This window comes from Pseudooceanicola nanhaiensis (genome assembly GCF_020171315.1).
Classification (GTDB): Bacteria; Pseudomonadota; Alphaproteobacteria; order Rhodobacterales; family Rhodobacteraceae; genus Pseudooceanicola; species Pseudooceanicola nanhaiensis_A.
In genome coordinates, this window is record NZ_JAIUZP010000004.1 from 259,899 (window position 1) to 275,028 (window position 15,130).

The following is a 15,130-nucleotide window of genomic DNA, read 5'->3' on the forward strand; positions in this document are numbered from 1 at the left end:
GGCCCTCCACGCCCGGATGTCCGCCTGGCGCCACGACCTGCACCGCCACCCGGAGGCAGGCTTCGAGGAGCACCGCACCGCCGCCTTCGTGGCCGAGACCCTGCGCGGTCTGGGCCTCGAGGTGGTCGAGGGCGTGGGCGGCACCGGCGTGGTGGGCACGCTCCGGCGCGGCACGGGCAACCGGGCCGTCGCCCTGCGCGCCGACATGGATGCGCTGCGGATCACCGAGGCGACCGGCCTGCCCCATGCCTCCGCCACGCCCGGACGGATGCATGCCTGCGGCCATGACGGCCATACCGCCATGCTGCTGGGGGCGGCGGAGCTGCTGGCGACCGAGGGCGGGTTCGACGGCACCGTGCACTTCCTCTTCCAGCCAGCCGAGGAATGGGGGCAAGGAGCGCTCGCCATGCTGGACGACGGCCTGCTGGAGCGTTTCCCCTTCGACGAGGTCTATGGCCTGCACAACATGCCCGGCCTCCCCGTGGGCCATGCCGAGACGCGCCCGGGCGCGATCATGTCGGCAGAGGACATCTTCGAGATCACGCTGACCGGCGCAGGCGGCCATGCCTCGCGCCCCGACTGGGGCCGCGAGGTGATGGTGCCCGCCTGTGCGCTGGTGCTGGAGTTGCAGACCATCGTCGCCCGACGTCTGGCGCCCTCCGAGACCGCCGTCGTCTCGGTGACGGAGCTGCTCACCGATGGCACCCGCAACGCCCTGCCCGGCACGGCACGGGTGCTGGGCGACTGCCGCAGCTTCGCGCCCCGGACCTCGCAGAGGATCGAGGAAGAGATGCGCCGCATCGCCGAGGGCATCGCCCTCTCCCATGGCATCACGGCCCGCGTGGACTACCGGCGCGAATTCATCCCGACGCTGAACGATCCGGCGCTGACCGCGCAGGCGCTGGAGGCGGCGGCCACGGTCTCGACCCAAGCCGCGCTGCGGCCCGAGCCGATGACCGGATCGGAGGATTTCGCCCGCTTCCTCGCCCATGTGCCGGGCTGTTTCCTCTTCATCGGAAATGGCGAGGATTCGGCCCCGCTGCACAGCCCCGCCTACGACTTTGCCGATGCCGCGCTGCTGCATGGGGCCGCCCTGCACGCGGCCATCGTGCGCAAACGCCTGCCCACGGGCTGAGATCGTTCAAAAGCGACGCATCGTGTCGCTTTTGGCGGCGAACCTGCCGCAAAGTCACCCTGAAATTCAATAAGAACGTCCGTTCGCATTGGCGCGGATGACACAAAATCATTCTTCGCATCCCCGCATGGTGGGAATATATTCCCGCCATTCCCGGCCCCTTGCGGCAAAAACCGGGCATCCTGTCCCGGTTTGCCTGCTTTTCGGGACTTGAACCCCCACACGGAGTGTTATCTACCGCCGCACAGGGAGGAGGCCGGACGAGTTTACAGGATACGGATGGCCGAAAATCAGATCACGGGTGCCGGGATCACCTTCGAGAACGTGGGGAAGGCTTTCCCGCAGAAGGGTGGCGGCACCGTCAACGCACTGGAGAATGTGTCTCTGACCGTCGAACCCGGCACGATCACCGGGATCATCGGCCGGTCGGGCGCGGGCAAATCGACCCTTCTGCGGATGGTCAACGGGCTGGAACAGCCGACATCGGGCACCGTCACCGTGGCGGGCCACGACGTCGGCCGCGCGGGCGCGGCCGAGCTGCGGCGCATCCGGCGCGACGTCGGCATGATCTTCCAGCACTTCAACCTGCTGTCCTCGCGCACGGTCTACGAGAACGTGGCCCTGCCGCTGGAAATCGCGGGCACGCCTGCGCGCGAGATCAAGGGCCGGGTCGATGACCTCGTGGCCCGCGTCGGGCTGGAACAGCTGGCAAAGCGCTATCCTGCAGAGCTCTCCGGCGGGCAGAAACAGCGTGTCGGCATCGCCCGCGCGCTTGCCACGCAGCCCAAGGTGCTGCTCTCGGATGAGGCGACCTCGGCGCTCGACCCGGAGACGACGCAGACCGTTCTCGACCTGCTGGCCGACATCAACCGCGACCTCGGGCTGACGATCCTGCTGATCACCCACGAAATGGCCGTGGTGCGCGACATCGCCTCCCACGTGGCGGTGATCGACGGCGGCCGGATCGTCGAACAGGGCGCGACCTACGACATCTTCACCGCGCCGCAACATGCGACGACGCGGTCGTTCCTCTCGGGCGTGACCGGCGTCACCCTGCCGCGCTTCATCGCGGACCAGATGAGCGCGACCCGCCCCACCGGCCCCGCACGCGAGGTGATCCGCATCACCTTCGTGGGCGAGAACGCAACCGACCCGCTGCTGGCGCGGATGAGCGAGGAGCTGGGCCTTCAGGTCAACATCCTGGCCGGTGCCATCGAGGAGATCGGCACAAGGCCCTTCGGCAACCTGCTGATCTCGGTCGATGCCACGCGCGCCGACGAGGCGCGGGCCTACCTGCAAAACCATGATCAGCGTACGGAGGTCCTGGGCTATGTCGGCTAATCTCATCAACATGCTGATGGAAGCGACCTGGCAGACCGTCTACATGGTCGCCGTTGCCACCGTGATCGGGGCCGTCTTCGGTATCCCCATCGGCGTCTTCCTTGCCTGTTCGCAACGCGGAGAGCTGCTCTCGGCGCCCCTCGTGAACAAGGTGCTGGGGGTCATCGTGAACGCGACCCGTTCGGTGCCCTTCATCATCCTCGTCGTCTCGATCATCCCGGTGACGCGCTTCATCGCGGGCACCTCGATCGGCACCACGGCGGCCATCGTGCCGCTGACCATCGCCGCGATCCCCTTCATCGGCCGCCTGGTCGAGAATGCGATCCGCGAGGTCGACAGCGGGCTGATCGAAGCGGCCCGCGCCATGGGCGCGACGCCGATGCAGATCATCCGCAAGGTGCTGATCCCCGAGGCCCTGCCGGGGATCACCCTTGGCCTCACACTCGCCGTGGTGTCGCTGATCGGCTACTCGGCCATGGTCGGCGCCGTGGGCGGCGAGGGCCTGGGCGATCTCGGCATCCGCTACGGCTATCAGCGGTTCATGCCCTCGGTCATGCTGGCCGTGGTCGTCATCCTCATCGTCATGGTGCAGCTGGTCCAGACCGCGGGCGAATTCCTCGCCCGGCGCGTCGACAAGCGGGCACCGCGCAACCGGGGCCGTTGAGGCCCCGCCCCTTTCTCACACGCATCGCTAGAAGGAGACCTCCCATGCTGCGTCTGATCACCCTCACCTCGGCCCTCGCGCTGACGGCCACCACCGCGCTTGCCACCGACATCCGCGTCGGTGTCTCCCCCGGCCAGCACGGCGAAATCATGGAAGAAGTCGCCAAGGTCGCGGCCAAGGACGGCCTGAACATCGACGTGGTCGAATTCTCCGACTACGTGGTGCCGAACCAGGCGCTCGCCGATGGCGACATCGAGGCCAACAGCTTCCAGCACCGTCCCTACCTCGAGCGCCAGATGGCCGACCGCGGCTTCGACCTCGTCGAAGTGGGCACCACCATCAACACGCCGATGAGCCTCTACTCGAACGAATTCAAATCGCCCGAGGAGATCCCCGACGGTTCCACCATCGGCATCCCGAACGACCCGACCAACGGCGGCCGCGCCCTGCTGGTGCTGCAACAGAAGGGCCTGCTGAAGCTGGCCGATGGCGTTGGCCTCGTGCCGACGGTGCTCGACATCACCGAGAACCCCCGCAAGATCAAGATCCAGGAACTCGACGCGGCACAGCTGCCCCGCTCGCTGGATGACCTCGACGCGGCGATGATCAACACCAACTACGCCATCGCCTCGGGCCTCGACCCGGTGAACGATGCCATCGCCACCGAAACCGACAGCCCCTACGTGAACATCATCGTCGTCCGCAAGGGCGAGGAGAACGCGGATTGGGTCAAGCCGCTGGTGGACGCCTACCACTCGCCCGAGGTGAAGAAGTTCATCGAGGACAAGTACAACGGCACCGTGCTGACCAGCTGGTAAGCCGCTGATCCCTCTGGGGATTGAAGACGAAAGGCCGCGCCGGGGACATCCGGGCGCGGCCTTTTTGCTGTTGCTGCGGTGGGTCAGCCCTTCAGACTGCGCCAGAGGCTGAGCGCCATGTCCGACAGATCGCCCATCCGCGCCGCCACATGTTCCCGCGCCAGCCCGCCCTCGCCCGCCCGGTCGAGCCGGTCGAGAAGCCGCATCAGCCGGCGGCGGTGGGTGCCGGTCAGCACCTGCAGCGGATCGGCGATGAGCCCCGCAAAGGTGGTCACCAGCGAAGCGGAAAGCGCCAGCACCACCCCGGTCAGCAGCACCTCCAGCCCGCTGGGGCGCGCCGGGAAGACGCCATACCACAGCCCCCCGGCCCATTGGCCGAGCGGAAAATTATCGATCAAGTAGGCCTGCGTGCGCATCTCGGCCACCGGCGCGGCCAGTGACAGGACGCCCGGCGTCGCGGCATGGAAGACCAGCAGCCCGGCGCAGAGCACGATCAGCGTCGTCGTGATCTCGGCCACGGCATTGCGCACCTCGGCATAGTCGCGCACGGCCAGCTCCACCGCTGCGGCGGGCGCTGCGGGGCGCGCAGGGCCCAGCCCCTCGATCATCGTCAGGACGTCCGTTTTCACCCGCGCCGCGACGCTGGTTTCCAGCATCATCCGCCGCGCCGCCAGCCAGCGGCCCGCGCGTTTCAGGCCAAGCGCCGAGAGGCCGAGCGCCAGCAGCCGCACCACGAGGTAGAGCGGCGCCAGCACCACGTTCAGCGGTGCGCGCAGCAGGTCTGCGCCAAGGGCGGCGCGGTGCAGTCGCAGCGTGCCCAGCGGGCCGAAGCGGCGGCGGGCAAAGCGGCGGGTCGCCGTCTGGCGGGTCTCTGTCACGGTCTGGTCGGGTTCTGGCATCGCAGGCCCACTCTGGTCCCTCCCCGGTCCGAGGTCGAGGGCCATCCTGCGATGGTCTGGTTGACGGCAGGTGACGGCCGCGCCTTTTCGCCGATGGGGCGGCCGGATGGGACATGAGTGGTGGGCGGCACGGATCGCCGGGCCGCCCTCTCGCGCTCCGGGGGCTTGGGGTCCACGGCCCGGGCTTACCTCTCCCGCGCCGGGGGCTTGGGTCCCCCGGCGCGGGCCGCTCTTACCAGGGACGCGCCACCACGAAGGGGCGGTGATCATCGCCCTTGCCGGCGTGGTTCTCGGTCAACTCCAGCGCGAAATCGGCGTCATGCAGCGCATCCTCCAGCCCGGCCACGCTGAAGGAGGCGACATGGGGCGCCTTGCCCACGGCCTGCATCACCGGGATGACGAGGCCCCGGATCAGCGGGTTCATCTCGCGCAGGCAGGGCGTCTTGGAGATGAAGACCCCGCCCGGCGCCAGCAGCTTGGAGATCACCGCCAGCGTGCCCGGCAGATCGCGCACGAGATGCAGGTAGTTGAACCCGAGGATCACGTCGAAGGGCCCCTCCTGCGCCATGTCCTGCACGGTGCCCGCCTCGAAGGAGAGCCCCGGCACCGGGCTTTCGGCCAGCCGCTGATTGCCGATGCGGATCATCTCGGGCGAGAGGTCGGTGGCGATATATTCGGCCACGTCGCCCGCCAGTTGCAGCGCAGTGGAGCCGGTGCCGCAGCCCAGTTCCAGCACCCGCGTCCGGGCATGCAGGTAGCCGCGCGTCCGTTCCAGCGTCCGTGCATAGGCCACGGGATCGGCCACCGGCTGGCGGGCGTAGCGGGCGGAAAGCCGGTCCCAGAAGCGGGCATCGCGGGTCTCGGGGGCGGAGGTCATGACCGTGGGCATCATGGGGGCGGTGGTCGAGGCTGTCATCGGGGGTCTCCTTTCACCGCCCGGAATAGCCATATGCAGATAATCGGTAAATTGCGGAAATTCGCAGGCATGATATACGCATTCGCATGATCACACCCGATTGGAACCTGCTTCGCGCCTTTCACGCCACCGCCACCCATGGCTCGCTCTCTGCGGGGGCGCGGGCGTTGCGGCTGACGCAGCCCACGCTCTCGCGGCAGGTGCAGGCGCTGGAAGAGGCCCTCGGCGTCGCGCTCTTCGAACGGATCGGCAAGCGGCTGGTCCTGACCGAGACCGGGCGCGCCCTGCTGGACCATGTCGGCCCCATGGGCGATGCGGCGCAGGCGGTCGCATTGGCCGCCAGCGGGCGGTTGCAGGACATGACCGGGCGGGTGCGGATCTCGGCCTCTGACACGGTGGCGACCTTCCTGATGCCTGCCCTGCTGGAGACGATCCGGGCCGCCGCGCCGGGGCTGGTGCTGGAACTCTGGTCCCAGAACAGCCTGAGCGACCTGCACGGGATGGAGGCCGACATCGCCCTGCGCCACGCCGCCCCGGATCGCGCGGGCCTCAGCGGGCGCGAGCTGCGCGGCAGCCGGGCGCGGTTCTATGCCTCGCGCGACTGGGTCCTGCGCCACGGCGTGCCCGCCTCCCCGGCCGATCTGCTCGCCGGTGCCCTCATCGGCTTCGACGACACCGGACGGCTGGTCGCCTATCTCAACGGCCTTGGGTTCCGCATCGCGGCAGAGGACTTCCGCCTCGTCTCCAACTCCTCGCTCGTGGTGCTGGAGATGGTACGGCGCGGCATGGGCGTGGCCCCCTTCCTCGACGAGATCGTGGCCGATGACCCGCAGCTTCTGCCGCTCTGGCCCGGGGTGACGATCCCGGTGCCGCTCTGGCTGGTCAGCCACGAAGGGCTGCAGGCCAGCCCGCGGATCAAGCTGGTGCTCGACATGCTGTCGGAGGGTCTGGGGGCGGCCTGACCGCGCCCCAGAGCACACCTCGCGCGCCTCCCCCGCGGCGGGGCGTGGCAATTCTACACCGTATTGGAAACCTTGCGCCGATCCGCTTCAGATGCCTCTGGCCCCTGCCCGCGCCGGGGCTAACGTGGCGCCGATAATCAGTAGAGGAGATGTTCCATGCCCTTCGACAGCACCGGCCCCGCGACGCCCACCCAGTTGGTGGATGATGCCCGCACCCGCGTGACCCGCTGGGATTTCGCCCCCGGCAACACCACCGGCTGGCACAAGCACGAGATGGATTACGTCATCGTCATCCTGACCGACGCCAAGATGGCCTATGAGCAGAACGGCGAGGTGATCGAGCGCGAGGTGAAGGCCGGAGACACCTATGCCCGCGGCATGGGGATCGAACATGACGTCTTCAATCCCGGTCCGGGGATGCTCTCCTTCATCGAGGTCGAACTGAAGGACTGAGGTCAGGCACGCGCCCCCTCACACCCTCCGCCGCGCCCGCCGTTTCGGCAGGGGCGCGGTGGTCCAGAGCAGGCAGGCGATGATCAGCCCGACGCCCGTCCAGCCCATGGCGGGCAGCCGCTCTCCCACCACCAGCACCGCCAGCACCGCCGCCACCACCGGCTCGAACAGCGTGATCGTCGTCGCCATGCTGGTCGTCACCCGTGCCAGCCCCGCGCCGAAGGCGATGTAGCCCAGGAACATCGGCACCAGCGCCATGTAGAGCCCCACGGCGAGGTTTTGCGTGGAGGCGAGGAAGGGCGCGCCCGTGGCCAGCAGCACCGGCATCAGCAGCGCCGCGCCCACCCCCAGCATCGCGCCCATGGCCGTGCGCGACGGGAGGCCCCGCTGCATCATCCGCCGCGCGGCCCAGGAGTAATGGGCATAGGTCGCCCCCGCCACCAACCCCAGCAGCACGCCGAGCGGCACGTTCTCCGGGATCACCTCGCCCGTGCCCTCGGCCAGGGCCAGCAGGGCCATGCCCGCGATGCCGATGGCCGCGCCGGAGGTCCAGCGCAGGGTCAGGCGGATACCGTCGAAGCGGTTCTCGATCAGGGCCGAGATCAGCGGCGCGGAGCCGATGGAGATCACCGTGCCGATGGTCACCCCCGCCAGCCGCATGGAGGCATAGAACGCCAGCGGATAGATCATGACTGAGAGGCCCCCCGCCAGCAGGAGCGGTAGCTGCGCCTTCAGCGAAGCCGCGTGACGCCGGATGCCGCCCGCCGCCATGAGCGCCTGCAACAGCCCGCCAAAGCCCATGGCCGCAGCCCCGATGGCCACGGCGGGCACATCGGGCGCAAAGGTCGCCGCCGTGCCGGTGGTCCCCCATGCGGTGGCCGCGAGTAGACAGAAGACAGCGCCGAGGATCAGCCCGCTGTCGGGCTGGGATATCTGCGCGTGGGTCTGGGGGTCTGGCATGGCGGCTCCGGGGTCAGCGCCTCCGGTCTAGCGATTGCATCCGGGGCGTCAATGCGCGGCGGGCGCGCGTCGGCCGGGCAAGGCCTGCACGCCGCCCCTACCGCCCGGCGCGGCGCTGTCCTAGTCTGCCCGCGACCTGACGGCCCCAGAAGGAGACAGACTTGGCCAAGACCATTCACAGCATGATCCGCGTTCTCGACGAGGCGCGTTCGCTTGCCTTCTACCGCGAGGCCTTCGGACTGGAGATCGCCGACCGGCTGGATTTCCCGGAGTTCACCCTCGTCTACCTGAGCAACCCGGAGAGCGAGTTCGAGCTTGAGCTGACCATCAACAAGGACCGGACCGAGCCCTATGACCTTGGCGACGGCTATGGCCACCTTGCCGTGTCGGTGGAGGATCTGGAGGCGGAACACGCCCGGTTCGAGGCCGCAGGCCTGAACCCGCGCAAGCTGGTCAGCTTTGCGCCTGCGGGCGAGGTGATCGCGAAGTTCTTCTTCGTCGCCGATCCCGACGGCTACCAGATCGAAGTGCTGGAGCGCGGCGGCCGCTACAAGTGACGGCAAGACGTGATCCGGCGGCGCGCAGGCGCTGCCGGATCACCTGGGCCGCATCGCCACCGGATCAGCCCTGTCGGATCAGACCAGCGCCAGTTTCCGCGCCTCGGTGACGAAGGCAGAGTACTGCGCCTCGGGCACGAAACGCCCGCCGGTGGCCCAGACCACATGCACCACCTGCGCCGGATCGACGCCGGCCAGATGCTGCGCCCGGAAGCCCGCCGCGTCGTCGGAGAGCATCACCATCTCCGGCCCGCGGAAGGCGGAAGCCGCGGAGGGCTCCAGCTTCTCGCCCATCTGGTCGTGGGCCTTCAGCAGGTAGGTGAACAGCGTGTCGTCGCCCACGGTGAAGGCCCCGGCGAGGCGCTCTTCCATCCGGCCCGCCACGAAGTCCGAGAAGGTCGCAACGGCCATGCCGTCGGCCTCGGTCTTGTTGGTCAGGCCCACGTCGTAGACCGTCTTGTACTTGCCCTTGTAGGCCAGCCGCACGAGGCCCGAGGGCGCCTGCACCGGCTCGCAGAAGAAGCCATGCGCGTTCGCCCCGAAGACCGCCCGCAGGCCCTGCGCCGTGCCACCGGGGGCACCGCCCACCCCGCAGGGCAGGTAGACCATCAGCGGACGCTCCGGCCCGATCTCGATGCCCTGCGCGGCCAGTTCCTCGGCCAGTTCGGCGGCCGAGGCGCTGTAGCCCCGGAAGAGCGTCGGGCTGTCCTCGTCATCGACGAAGTGGCACAGCGGATCGAGGGCGGCCGCGTCACGGGCGGCAGCCACGGCGGCGGTGTAATCGCTGGCGTGCTGGATCACGCTGACGCCGAGGTCGGTCAGGCGCTTGACCTTCCAGGCCTTGGCATCCGCCGACATATGCACCACGGCCCGATAGCCGAGCGCCCGGGCGGTGATGCCGACGCTCAGGCCGAGGTTCCCGGTGGAGCCCACGGACATGGTGCGCGCGCGGAAGAAATCCCGCAGCTCGGGGCTGGCCAGCTTGGCAGCGTCTTCGCCCTCGGCCAGCAGACCGGCCTCGCGGGCCTGTGCGATGGCGGTGGTCACCACCTCGAAGAGGCCGCCGCGCGCCTTGACGGAGCCTGCGACCGGCAGGTCATTGTCGGCCTTCATGAAAACGCTGCCGGGCACGCCTGCGGGCAGCACGCCCTGAGGCACGGGGACGAGGCGCGAACGGATGCGACCCTCAGGCCCGGTTTCGGGGAAGAGCGCAGCCAGAAGGCCCGCCGCCGCGTCCCAGTCGGCCAGCGCGATCTTCAGCTCGGCCTGGGCCTGCGGATCCTCTGCGGGGCGATAATCGGGGTTGGACCAGACCAGCGGGCGGGCGGCCCCGAGGGCCTCGAGAAGAGCATCGGACATCGCGGACTTCCTGTCATTCCTCCGGCGCGGAGCCTCGCCGGGCATTCCCTTCCCCCTCTGCCGGGGTTGGGCCGCCACTGCAACCATTTATCCCCCGAAACGTCGCCCCCCGGTTGATCCCGTAGGGACGGACGGTGGCGCATTGGGCGCGGCACAACCCAAAGAGGAAACGCCGCAAATTTACGCGCCCCGACGGGTGAAAGGACGGGAAATCAACGGGACACCGGATATTGACGACAATCGACCATGGACCTTCCGCGCCGCTTGCCTTGTCTTGAAGCCGCGACGGGAGGCGCAGCGCAAGACAGGAATGGGCGACGACAATGACGGACATCTATGACGTGATCGTGGTGGGGGCTGGTTCGGCCGGGGCGGCTCTGGCCGGGCGGCTGAGCGAGGACCCGTCGATCCGGGTGCTGCTGCTGGAGGCGGGCCGCGACTGGCGCGCCGACGAGGCGCCAGAGGCCGCGCGTTCTGCCAATATCATGCCCTTCATGCACCAGCCCGGCCACCAGCAGGAGTGGCAATGGCCCGGCGTGCAAAGCCGCCGCACCGCCGCGCAGGAGCCCAAGCATTACTGGCGCGGGCGCGGGCTTGGCGGCTCCTCCCTCGTCAACGCGCAGATCGCCATCTGGGGCGTCGGCGCGGCCTTCGACGCATGGGAGGCGATCGGCTGCGAGGGCTGGGGCGCCAAGGATGTGCTGCCGCTCTTCGCCCGAATGGAAGACGACCCGGAGATGGCACAGAGCAACTACCACGGTCAGGGCGGGCCGATCCCGATCTACCGCGCGCCCGAGGAGACGTGGGGCCCGGTGGACAAGGGGCTGCGCGATGCCTCGCTGGCCGCGGGCTATCCGCTGAACCGCGACCTGAACGCACCCGAGGGCGAAGGCTTCTCCAACTACCCGATCAACAGCCGCGGGCTGAAACGGATCACCACCAATGACGGCTACCTCGAACCGGCGCGGGAACGGGAGAACCTGACCATCCTCGGCGGGGCGCTCGTCGACAAGGTCGTGCTGGAGGACGGCCGCGCCACCGGGTTGCGCGCCAAGGTGGGCGGTGAGTGGCAGGTGTTCCGGGCGGGCGAAATCGTGCTCTGCGCGGGCGCCGTGCATTCGCCTGCGATCCTGATGCGCTCGGGCCTCGGGCCGTCGATGCACCTGCGCGACCACGGCATCGCCTGCCTGCGCGAGATGCCAGATGTGGGCCGGCATTTCATGGATCACCCCGTGATCCGGGTGAAGATCACCCTAAAGCCCGAGCACCGCACCACCGATCCCGACCAGCGCCACACCAACAGCTGCCTGACCTATTCCTCGGGTCTTGGCGAGGGCGGCGTGCGCGACATGATCATGATCGGCTTCAACCACCGCAACATCGACGGGACGGATGCGCCGAACGATTTCGGCGCCATCGGGATCGGGCTTTACGATGCCTTCTCGCGCGGGGCCGTCACGCTGACCTCCGCCGCCCCCGAGGCCGATCCCCAGATCGAAGAGAACATGCTGGCCGATCCGCGCGACCGCGTCCGTCTCCGCGACGGGGTGCGCCGCGCGTATGCGCTCTCGCAACAGCCCGGGCTGGCGGAGATCGCCGAGAGCTTCACCATGGGCGACACCGCCCTGACGCTGGAGGAGGCCGTGGCGCTGCCGGATGACGCCCTCGACACATGGATGCTGGAGAATGCGACCGACATCCAGCACGCCGCGGGCACCTGCCGGATGAGCGCCTATGCCGATCCCACCGGCGTGGTGAACCCCGACCTGACCGTGAAGGGCGTGCCGGGGCTGCGGGTGGCCGATGCCTCGATCATGCCGATGGACTGCCGCGCCAATACCCACATGACCTGCGTCATGATCGGGGAATGGCTGGCCGACAAGATGAAGAGCGCGCGCTAATCCCCTGCCCTGCCGTCGCTTTCCGGCGGCAGGTCCAGAGGTGACAGGCCCTCACCGGGCGGGCTAGACTGGCCCGGACACCCGGCTGCACAGACTGCAAGGATACCCCGATGAAGTACCACATGATCGCCCATGGCACGACGCCGGTGGCCCCCTTCAGCCATGCGGTCGAGAGCGACGGGCTGATCTGCATCACCGGCCAGATGCCCGACACGCCCGAGGCCCCCGGCGTCCTGCCGGACGGGATCGTGGCGCAGACCAACAACGTGATGACGAACCTCCAGACGATCATGGCGGGCATCGGCCTTGGCTGGGAGAACGTCCTGATGTGCCGGGTCTACCTGACGGAGTTCAAGCGCGACTACGCCGCCATGAACGAGACCTATGCCAGCTGGTTCCCCGAGGATCGCCGCCCGGCGCGGACCTGTGTCGGCGTCACCGGGCTGGCCTATGACGCATTGGTCGAGATCGACCTGATCGCCAAGCGCTGACCCCCGGCGCCCAAAGGCATTGGGCAGCCTGCGCCCATCGTGGCCCCTGTCTGGCGTCGTCACGATCCCCTCACGGCGGCCCTCCGCCGCCCCGGATGACGCGCGTCTGAACGGATCGTGATGCGGCCTTGAAGGGGCCCCGCCCCCTCCATACCTCGTTCGAGAACAATGGAGCGAGGCGTGACATGGACGTGAACAGACTTCTCGAAGGGTTTCTCGGATCGGGCGGCGGCCAGAAACGGCCTGCCTCCGGCAAATCCGGGGGTCTTCCCGACGGTCTGCTGGGCGGGGCCGCTGCCGGGGGCCTCGCGGCGCTGCTTCTGGGCAGCAAGAAGGGCCGCAAGCTGGGTGGCAAGGCGCTGAAGATCGGCGGCATGGCCGTGGTCGGCGGGCTGGCCTACAAGGCCTATTCCGACTGGCAGGCCAAGAAGACCTCGGGCACCGAGGCCGAGCCGCTGAACCTGCCCAAGCCCCCCGCCGACAGCGGCTTCGACGTGGAGAACGACCACGACGCGGGCGGCGAGGATTTCCGACTGGCGCTGATGAAGGCGATGATCGCCGCGGCCAAGTCCGACGGTCACATCGATCAGGAGGAACACGCCCGCATCCACGAGCAGATCGGCAACCTCGGGCTGGGATCGGCCGAGAAATCCGCGCTCTTCGACTATTTCGCGGCCCCCGCCGATCCGGTGGCCGTGGCCCGTCTGGCGCGCACGACCGAGCAGCGGGCGGAGATCTACCTTGCCTCCGCGCTGTCGATCGACCCGGACACGCCGGAAGAGCAGCAGTATCTCGAAAGCCTCGCCGGGGCGCTGCAGATGCCCGAGGGCCTGCGCGGTCACCTCGATCTGGAGGCACAGGCCGCCCGCCGTCAGGCCGCAGGCTGACCCTTTGCGGGCGGCAGAAGGCCGCCCCCGCGCGGGCCATCCCCCGCGCCAGAGCCCCCGCACCGCAGAAGCGGCCCGCGGGGGTTTCGCCTAAGGTCCGCTTACTCGGAGACCTTCTTCACGAATTCCGACTTCAGCCCCATCTGGCCGATGCCGGGGATCTTGCAGTCGATGTCGTGATCGCCGTCCACCAGACGGATGCCGCGCACCTTGGTGCCGACCTTCACCACCAGCGACGAGCCCTTGACCTTCAGGTCCTTGATCACCGTCACCGTGTCGCCGTCCGCCAACGGGTTGCCGACGCTGTCGCGCACCTGCGGGCCCTCCTCCTCGCTCGCGGTGGCGGAGAATTCATGCCCGCACTCGGGGCAGATCAGCAGCGCGTCGACCTGATAGACATAGGTGGAGGCGCATTCGGGGCACGGCGGCAGGGTATCACTCATGCCCCAGCCTTTAGGCAGCGCCCTGCCCCCTGACCATATGAAAAACGCCCCGGCCGGGCCGGGGCGACGTTCTGGCGCAGGGCGGCGACGGCACGGGCGGCCCGTGCGGTCACCGCAGTCGCGATCAGCCGCGTTCGACGATGCGGGCGTAGAGGCCGACGCCGTAGGGGATCGTCTCGTCGTTGAACATATACTTGGGGTGGTGCGGGTTGAAGCCCGGCCCGTTGCCCACCTGCATGTAGCTGCCCGGCACCTTCTCCATCATGAAGGAGAAATCTTCCGAGCCCATGGAGGCCGGGAAGCCGCGCGCGACCTTCTCGATACCGACGAGGTCCACCGCGGCGGCGGCGCTGTCCTCGGTCTCGGCCTCGGCATTGATGGTGGGGGCGAAGATCAGGCGCCAGTCCACCTCGACCGTGCAGCCGAGGCCCGCGGCCACGCCCTCGGCCACCTTGCGGAACTGGGTCTCCAGCTGCTCGCCGATCTCGCGTTTGAAGAACCGCGCGGTGCCGCCCATGGTGGCGGTGTTGGGGATGACGTTATAGGCGTCGCCGCCCGCGATCTTGGTGATCGACAGCACGGCCGGCTGGCCCGGCAGCACGTTGCGCGACACGATGGATTGCGCGGCCGTGGCGATATGGCAGGCGGCCACCACGGGATCGATCCCCGCCTGCGGCTGCGCGCCATGGGCGCCGACGCCGGTCACCTTCACGTCGAAGAAGGCGCCGCCCGCCATGGCCGGACCGTCGCAGATGCCGAACTCACCCACCGGCATGTTGGGCCGGTTGTGCAGGCCATAGACGCTGTCGCAGGGGAATTTCTCGAACAGCTTGTCCTCCAGCATGGCAAGCGCGCCGCCCACGCCTTCCTCGGCGGGCTGGAAGATGAAGTAGACGGTGCCGTCGAAGTTCTTCGTCTCGGCGAGGTACTTGGCCGCGCCGAGCAGCATGGTGGTGTGGCCGTCATGGCCGCAGGCATGCATCACGCCGGGCACGGTCGAGCGGTAGGGAACGTCGTTCTCCTCCTCGATGGGCAGCGCGTCCATATCGGCACGCAGGCCCACGGCGCGGTTGCCCGGACGGCCCTGCAGCACGCCCACGACGCCGGTCTGGCCGATGCCGCGATGCACCTCGATGCCCCAGCTTTCCAGCTTTTCCGCCACCAGCGCCGCGGTGCGGTGCTCCTGCAACCCCAGTTCGGGGTGGGCGTGGATGTCGCGGCGGATGGCGGTCAGCTCATCCTGATAGCTGCGGATTTTTTCCATGAGGGACATGGGCGAGGCTCCTCTTGCCGTGAGGCCCGCCCGGTGTTGCCTGCGGCGGGCACATGCGTGTCAGGCGCAGG

16 protein-coding genes are annotated in these 15,130 nt (G+C 68.8%); 10 read left to right on the top strand and 6 right to left on the bottom strand.

What is annotated here, in order from left to right:
* The first annotated feature begins 16 nt into the window (after positions 1-16).
* From LCM32_RS06135 to LCM32_RS06150, 4 genes are all read left to right on the top strand, one after another.
* Positions 17-1,135: an amidohydrolase gene (locus tag LCM32_RS06135; protein WP_224820179.1), complete on the top strand. Its 1,119-nt coding sequence runs from the start codon at positions 17-19 to the stop codon at positions 1,133-1,135.
* A 279-nt stretch (positions 1,136-1,414) separates the two neighbouring features.
* Positions 1,415-2,476, top strand: a complete 1,062-nt coding sequence (locus tag LCM32_RS06140) for a methionine ABC transporter ATP-binding protein (protein ID WP_224820180.1) — start codon at positions 1,415-1,417, stop codon at positions 2,474-2,476.
* Positions 2,466-3,140, top strand: coding sequence for a methionine ABC transporter permease (locus LCM32_RS06145; protein ID WP_224820181.1), 675 nt, complete (start codon positions 2,466-2,468; stop codon positions 3,138-3,140). Before LCM32_RS06140 ends, LCM32_RS06145 begins: the two co-directional genes overlap by 11 nt.
* Positions 3,141-3,184: 44 nt before the next feature.
* Entirely contained in the window at positions 3,185-3,958 is a 774-nt protein-coding gene (locus tag LCM32_RS06150; protein WP_224820182.1) for a MetQ/NlpA family ABC transporter substrate-binding protein, read from the top strand.
* A gap of 83 nt (positions 3,959-4,041) precedes the next feature.
* Here LCM32_RS06150 and LCM32_RS06155 read toward each other — a convergent pair whose 3' ends face one another.
* Both LCM32_RS06155 and LCM32_RS06160 read right to left on the bottom strand, forming a co-directional pair.
* A complete protein-coding gene (locus tag LCM32_RS06155; protein WP_224820183.1) occupies positions 4,042-4,836 on the bottom strand; it encodes a DUF6635 family protein in 795 nt (264 codons plus the stop codon).
* Between the two features lie 253 nt (positions 4,837-5,089).
* Positions 5,090-5,773: a class I SAM-dependent methyltransferase gene (locus tag LCM32_RS06160; RefSeq protein ID WP_224820184.1), complete on the bottom strand. Its 684-nt coding sequence runs from the start codon at positions 5,771-5,773 to the stop codon at positions 5,090-5,092.
* A gap of 86 nt (positions 5,774-5,859) precedes the next feature.
* On the opposite strand from LCM32_RS06160, the gene LCM32_RS06165 reads away from it, so the two are divergent.
* Together LCM32_RS06165 and LCM32_RS06170 are read left to right on the top strand one after the other, a co-directional pair.
* Entirely contained in the window at positions 5,860-6,735 is an 876-nt protein-coding gene (locus LCM32_RS06165; protein ID WP_224820185.1) for a LysR family transcriptional regulator, read from the top strand.
* Between the two features lie 156 nt (positions 6,736-6,891).
* Complete coding sequence (locus tag LCM32_RS06170) at positions 6,892-7,188, top strand: cupin domain-containing protein (protein WP_222489513.1); 297 nt, start codon at positions 6,892-6,894, stop codon at positions 7,186-7,188.
* Between the two features lie 18 nt (positions 7,189-7,206).
* On the opposite strand, the gene LCM32_RS06175 is transcribed toward LCM32_RS06170, so the two are convergent.
* Positions 7,207-8,148 carry a DMT family transporter gene (locus LCM32_RS06175; protein ID WP_224820186.1) on the bottom strand — a complete coding sequence of 314 codons (942 nt, stop codon included), beginning with the start codon at positions 8,146-8,148 and terminating at the stop codon, positions 7,207-7,209.
* Between the two features lie 161 nt (positions 8,149-8,309).
* On the opposite strand from LCM32_RS06175, the gene LCM32_RS06180 reads away from it, so the two are divergent.
* Entirely contained in the window at positions 8,310-8,705 is a 396-nt protein-coding gene (locus LCM32_RS06180) for a VOC family protein (protein WP_224820187.1), read from the top strand.
* A gap of 78 nt (positions 8,706-8,783) precedes the next feature.
* Here the strand turns inward: LCM32_RS06180 and LCM32_RS06185 are convergent, their stop codons facing one another.
* Positions 8,784-10,064: a D-serine ammonia-lyase gene (locus LCM32_RS06185; protein ID WP_263618105.1), complete on the bottom strand. Its 1,281-nt coding sequence runs from the start codon at positions 10,062-10,064 to the stop codon at positions 8,784-8,786.
* Between the two features lie 323 nt (positions 10,065-10,387).
* Here LCM32_RS06185 and LCM32_RS06190 point away from each other — a divergent pair, with 323 nt between their 5' ends.
* The 3 genes from LCM32_RS06190 (at position 10,388) to LCM32_RS06200 (ending at position 13,343) form a co-directional block, all read left to right on the top strand.
* A complete protein-coding gene (locus LCM32_RS06190; RefSeq protein ID WP_224820189.1) occupies positions 10,388-11,965 on the top strand; it encodes a GMC family oxidoreductase in 1,578 nt (525 codons plus the stop codon).
* A gap of 110 nt (positions 11,966-12,075) precedes the next feature.
* Positions 12,076-12,456 (top strand): RidA family protein, encoded by a 381-nt coding sequence (locus LCM32_RS06195; RefSeq protein ID WP_224820190.1) that lies wholly within the window; start codon positions 12,076-12,078, stop codon positions 12,454-12,456.
* Between the two features lie 185 nt (positions 12,457-12,641).
* On the top strand, positions 12,642-13,343 hold the full coding sequence (locus tag LCM32_RS06200; RefSeq protein ID WP_224820191.1) for a tellurite resistance TerB family protein: 702 nt from the start codon (positions 12,642-12,644) through the stop codon (positions 13,341-13,343).
* 101 nt (positions 13,344-13,444) lie between these two features.
* Here LCM32_RS06200 and LCM32_RS06205 read toward each other — a convergent pair whose 3' ends face one another.
* Together LCM32_RS06205 and LCM32_RS06210 are read right to left on the bottom strand one after the other, a co-directional pair.
* Entirely contained in the window at positions 13,445-13,786 is a 342-nt protein-coding gene (locus LCM32_RS06205) for a zinc ribbon domain-containing protein YjdM (protein WP_224820192.1), read from the bottom strand.
* A 124-nt stretch (positions 13,787-13,910) separates the two neighbouring features.
* Positions 13,911-15,059: a M20 aminoacylase family protein gene (locus LCM32_RS06210; protein ID WP_224820193.1), complete on the bottom strand. Its 1,149-nt coding sequence runs from the start codon at positions 15,057-15,059 to the stop codon at positions 13,911-13,913.
* Between the last annotated feature and the right edge of the window lie 71 nt (positions 15,060-15,130).

Bases quoted from the DNA above. Each gene is read 5' to 3' on its own strand.
- LCM32_RS06135 (WP_224820179.1), top strand. From the start codon at position 17: ATGTCCGCCTGGCGCCACGACCTGCACCGCCACCCGGAGGCAGGCTTC.
- LCM32_RS06140 (WP_224820180.1), top strand. From the start codon at position 1,415: ATGGCCGAAAATCAGATCACGGGTGCCGGGATCACCTTCGAGAACGTG.
- LCM32_RS06145 (WP_224820181.1), top strand. From the start codon at position 2,466: ATGTCGGCTAATCTCATCAACATGCTGATGGAAGCGACCTGGCAGACC.
- LCM32_RS06150 (WP_224820182.1), top strand. From the start codon at position 3,185: ATGCTGCGTCTGATCACCCTCACCTCGGCCCTCGCGCTGACGGCCACC.
- LCM32_RS06160 (WP_224820184.1), bottom strand. From the start codon at position 5,773: ATGACAGCCTCGACCACCGCCCCCATGATGCCCACGGTCATGACCTCC.
- LCM32_RS06165 (WP_224820185.1), top strand. From the start codon at position 5,860: ATGATCACACCCGATTGGAACCTGCTTCGCGCCTTTCACGCCACCGCC.
- LCM32_RS06170 (WP_222489513.1), top strand. From the start codon at position 6,892: ATGCCCTTCGACAGCACCGGCCCCGCGACGCCCACCCAGTTGGTGGAT.
- LCM32_RS06175 (WP_224820186.1), bottom strand. From the start codon at position 8,148: ATGCCAGACCCCCAGACCCACGCGCAGATATCCCAGCCCGACAGCGGG.
- LCM32_RS06185 (WP_263618105.1), bottom strand. From the start codon at position 10,064: ATGTCCGATGCTCTTCTCGAGGCCCTCGGGGCCGCCCGCCCGCTGGTC.
- LCM32_RS06190 (WP_224820189.1), top strand. From the start codon at position 10,388: ATGACGGACATCTATGACGTGATCGTGGTGGGGGCTGGTTCGGCCGGG.
- LCM32_RS06195 (WP_224820190.1), top strand. From the start codon at position 12,076: ATGAAGTACCACATGATCGCCCATGGCACGACGCCGGTGGCCCCCTTC.
- LCM32_RS06200 (WP_224820191.1), top strand. From the start codon at position 12,642: ATGGACGTGAACAGACTTCTCGAAGGGTTTCTCGGATCGGGCGGCGGC.
- LCM32_RS06205 (WP_224820192.1), bottom strand. From the start codon at position 13,786: ATGAGTGATACCCTGCCGCCGTGCCCCGAATGCGCCTCCACCTATGTC.
- LCM32_RS06210 (WP_224820193.1), bottom strand. From the start codon at position 15,059: ATGTCCCTCATGGAAAAAATCCGCAGCTATCAGGATGAGCTGACCGCC.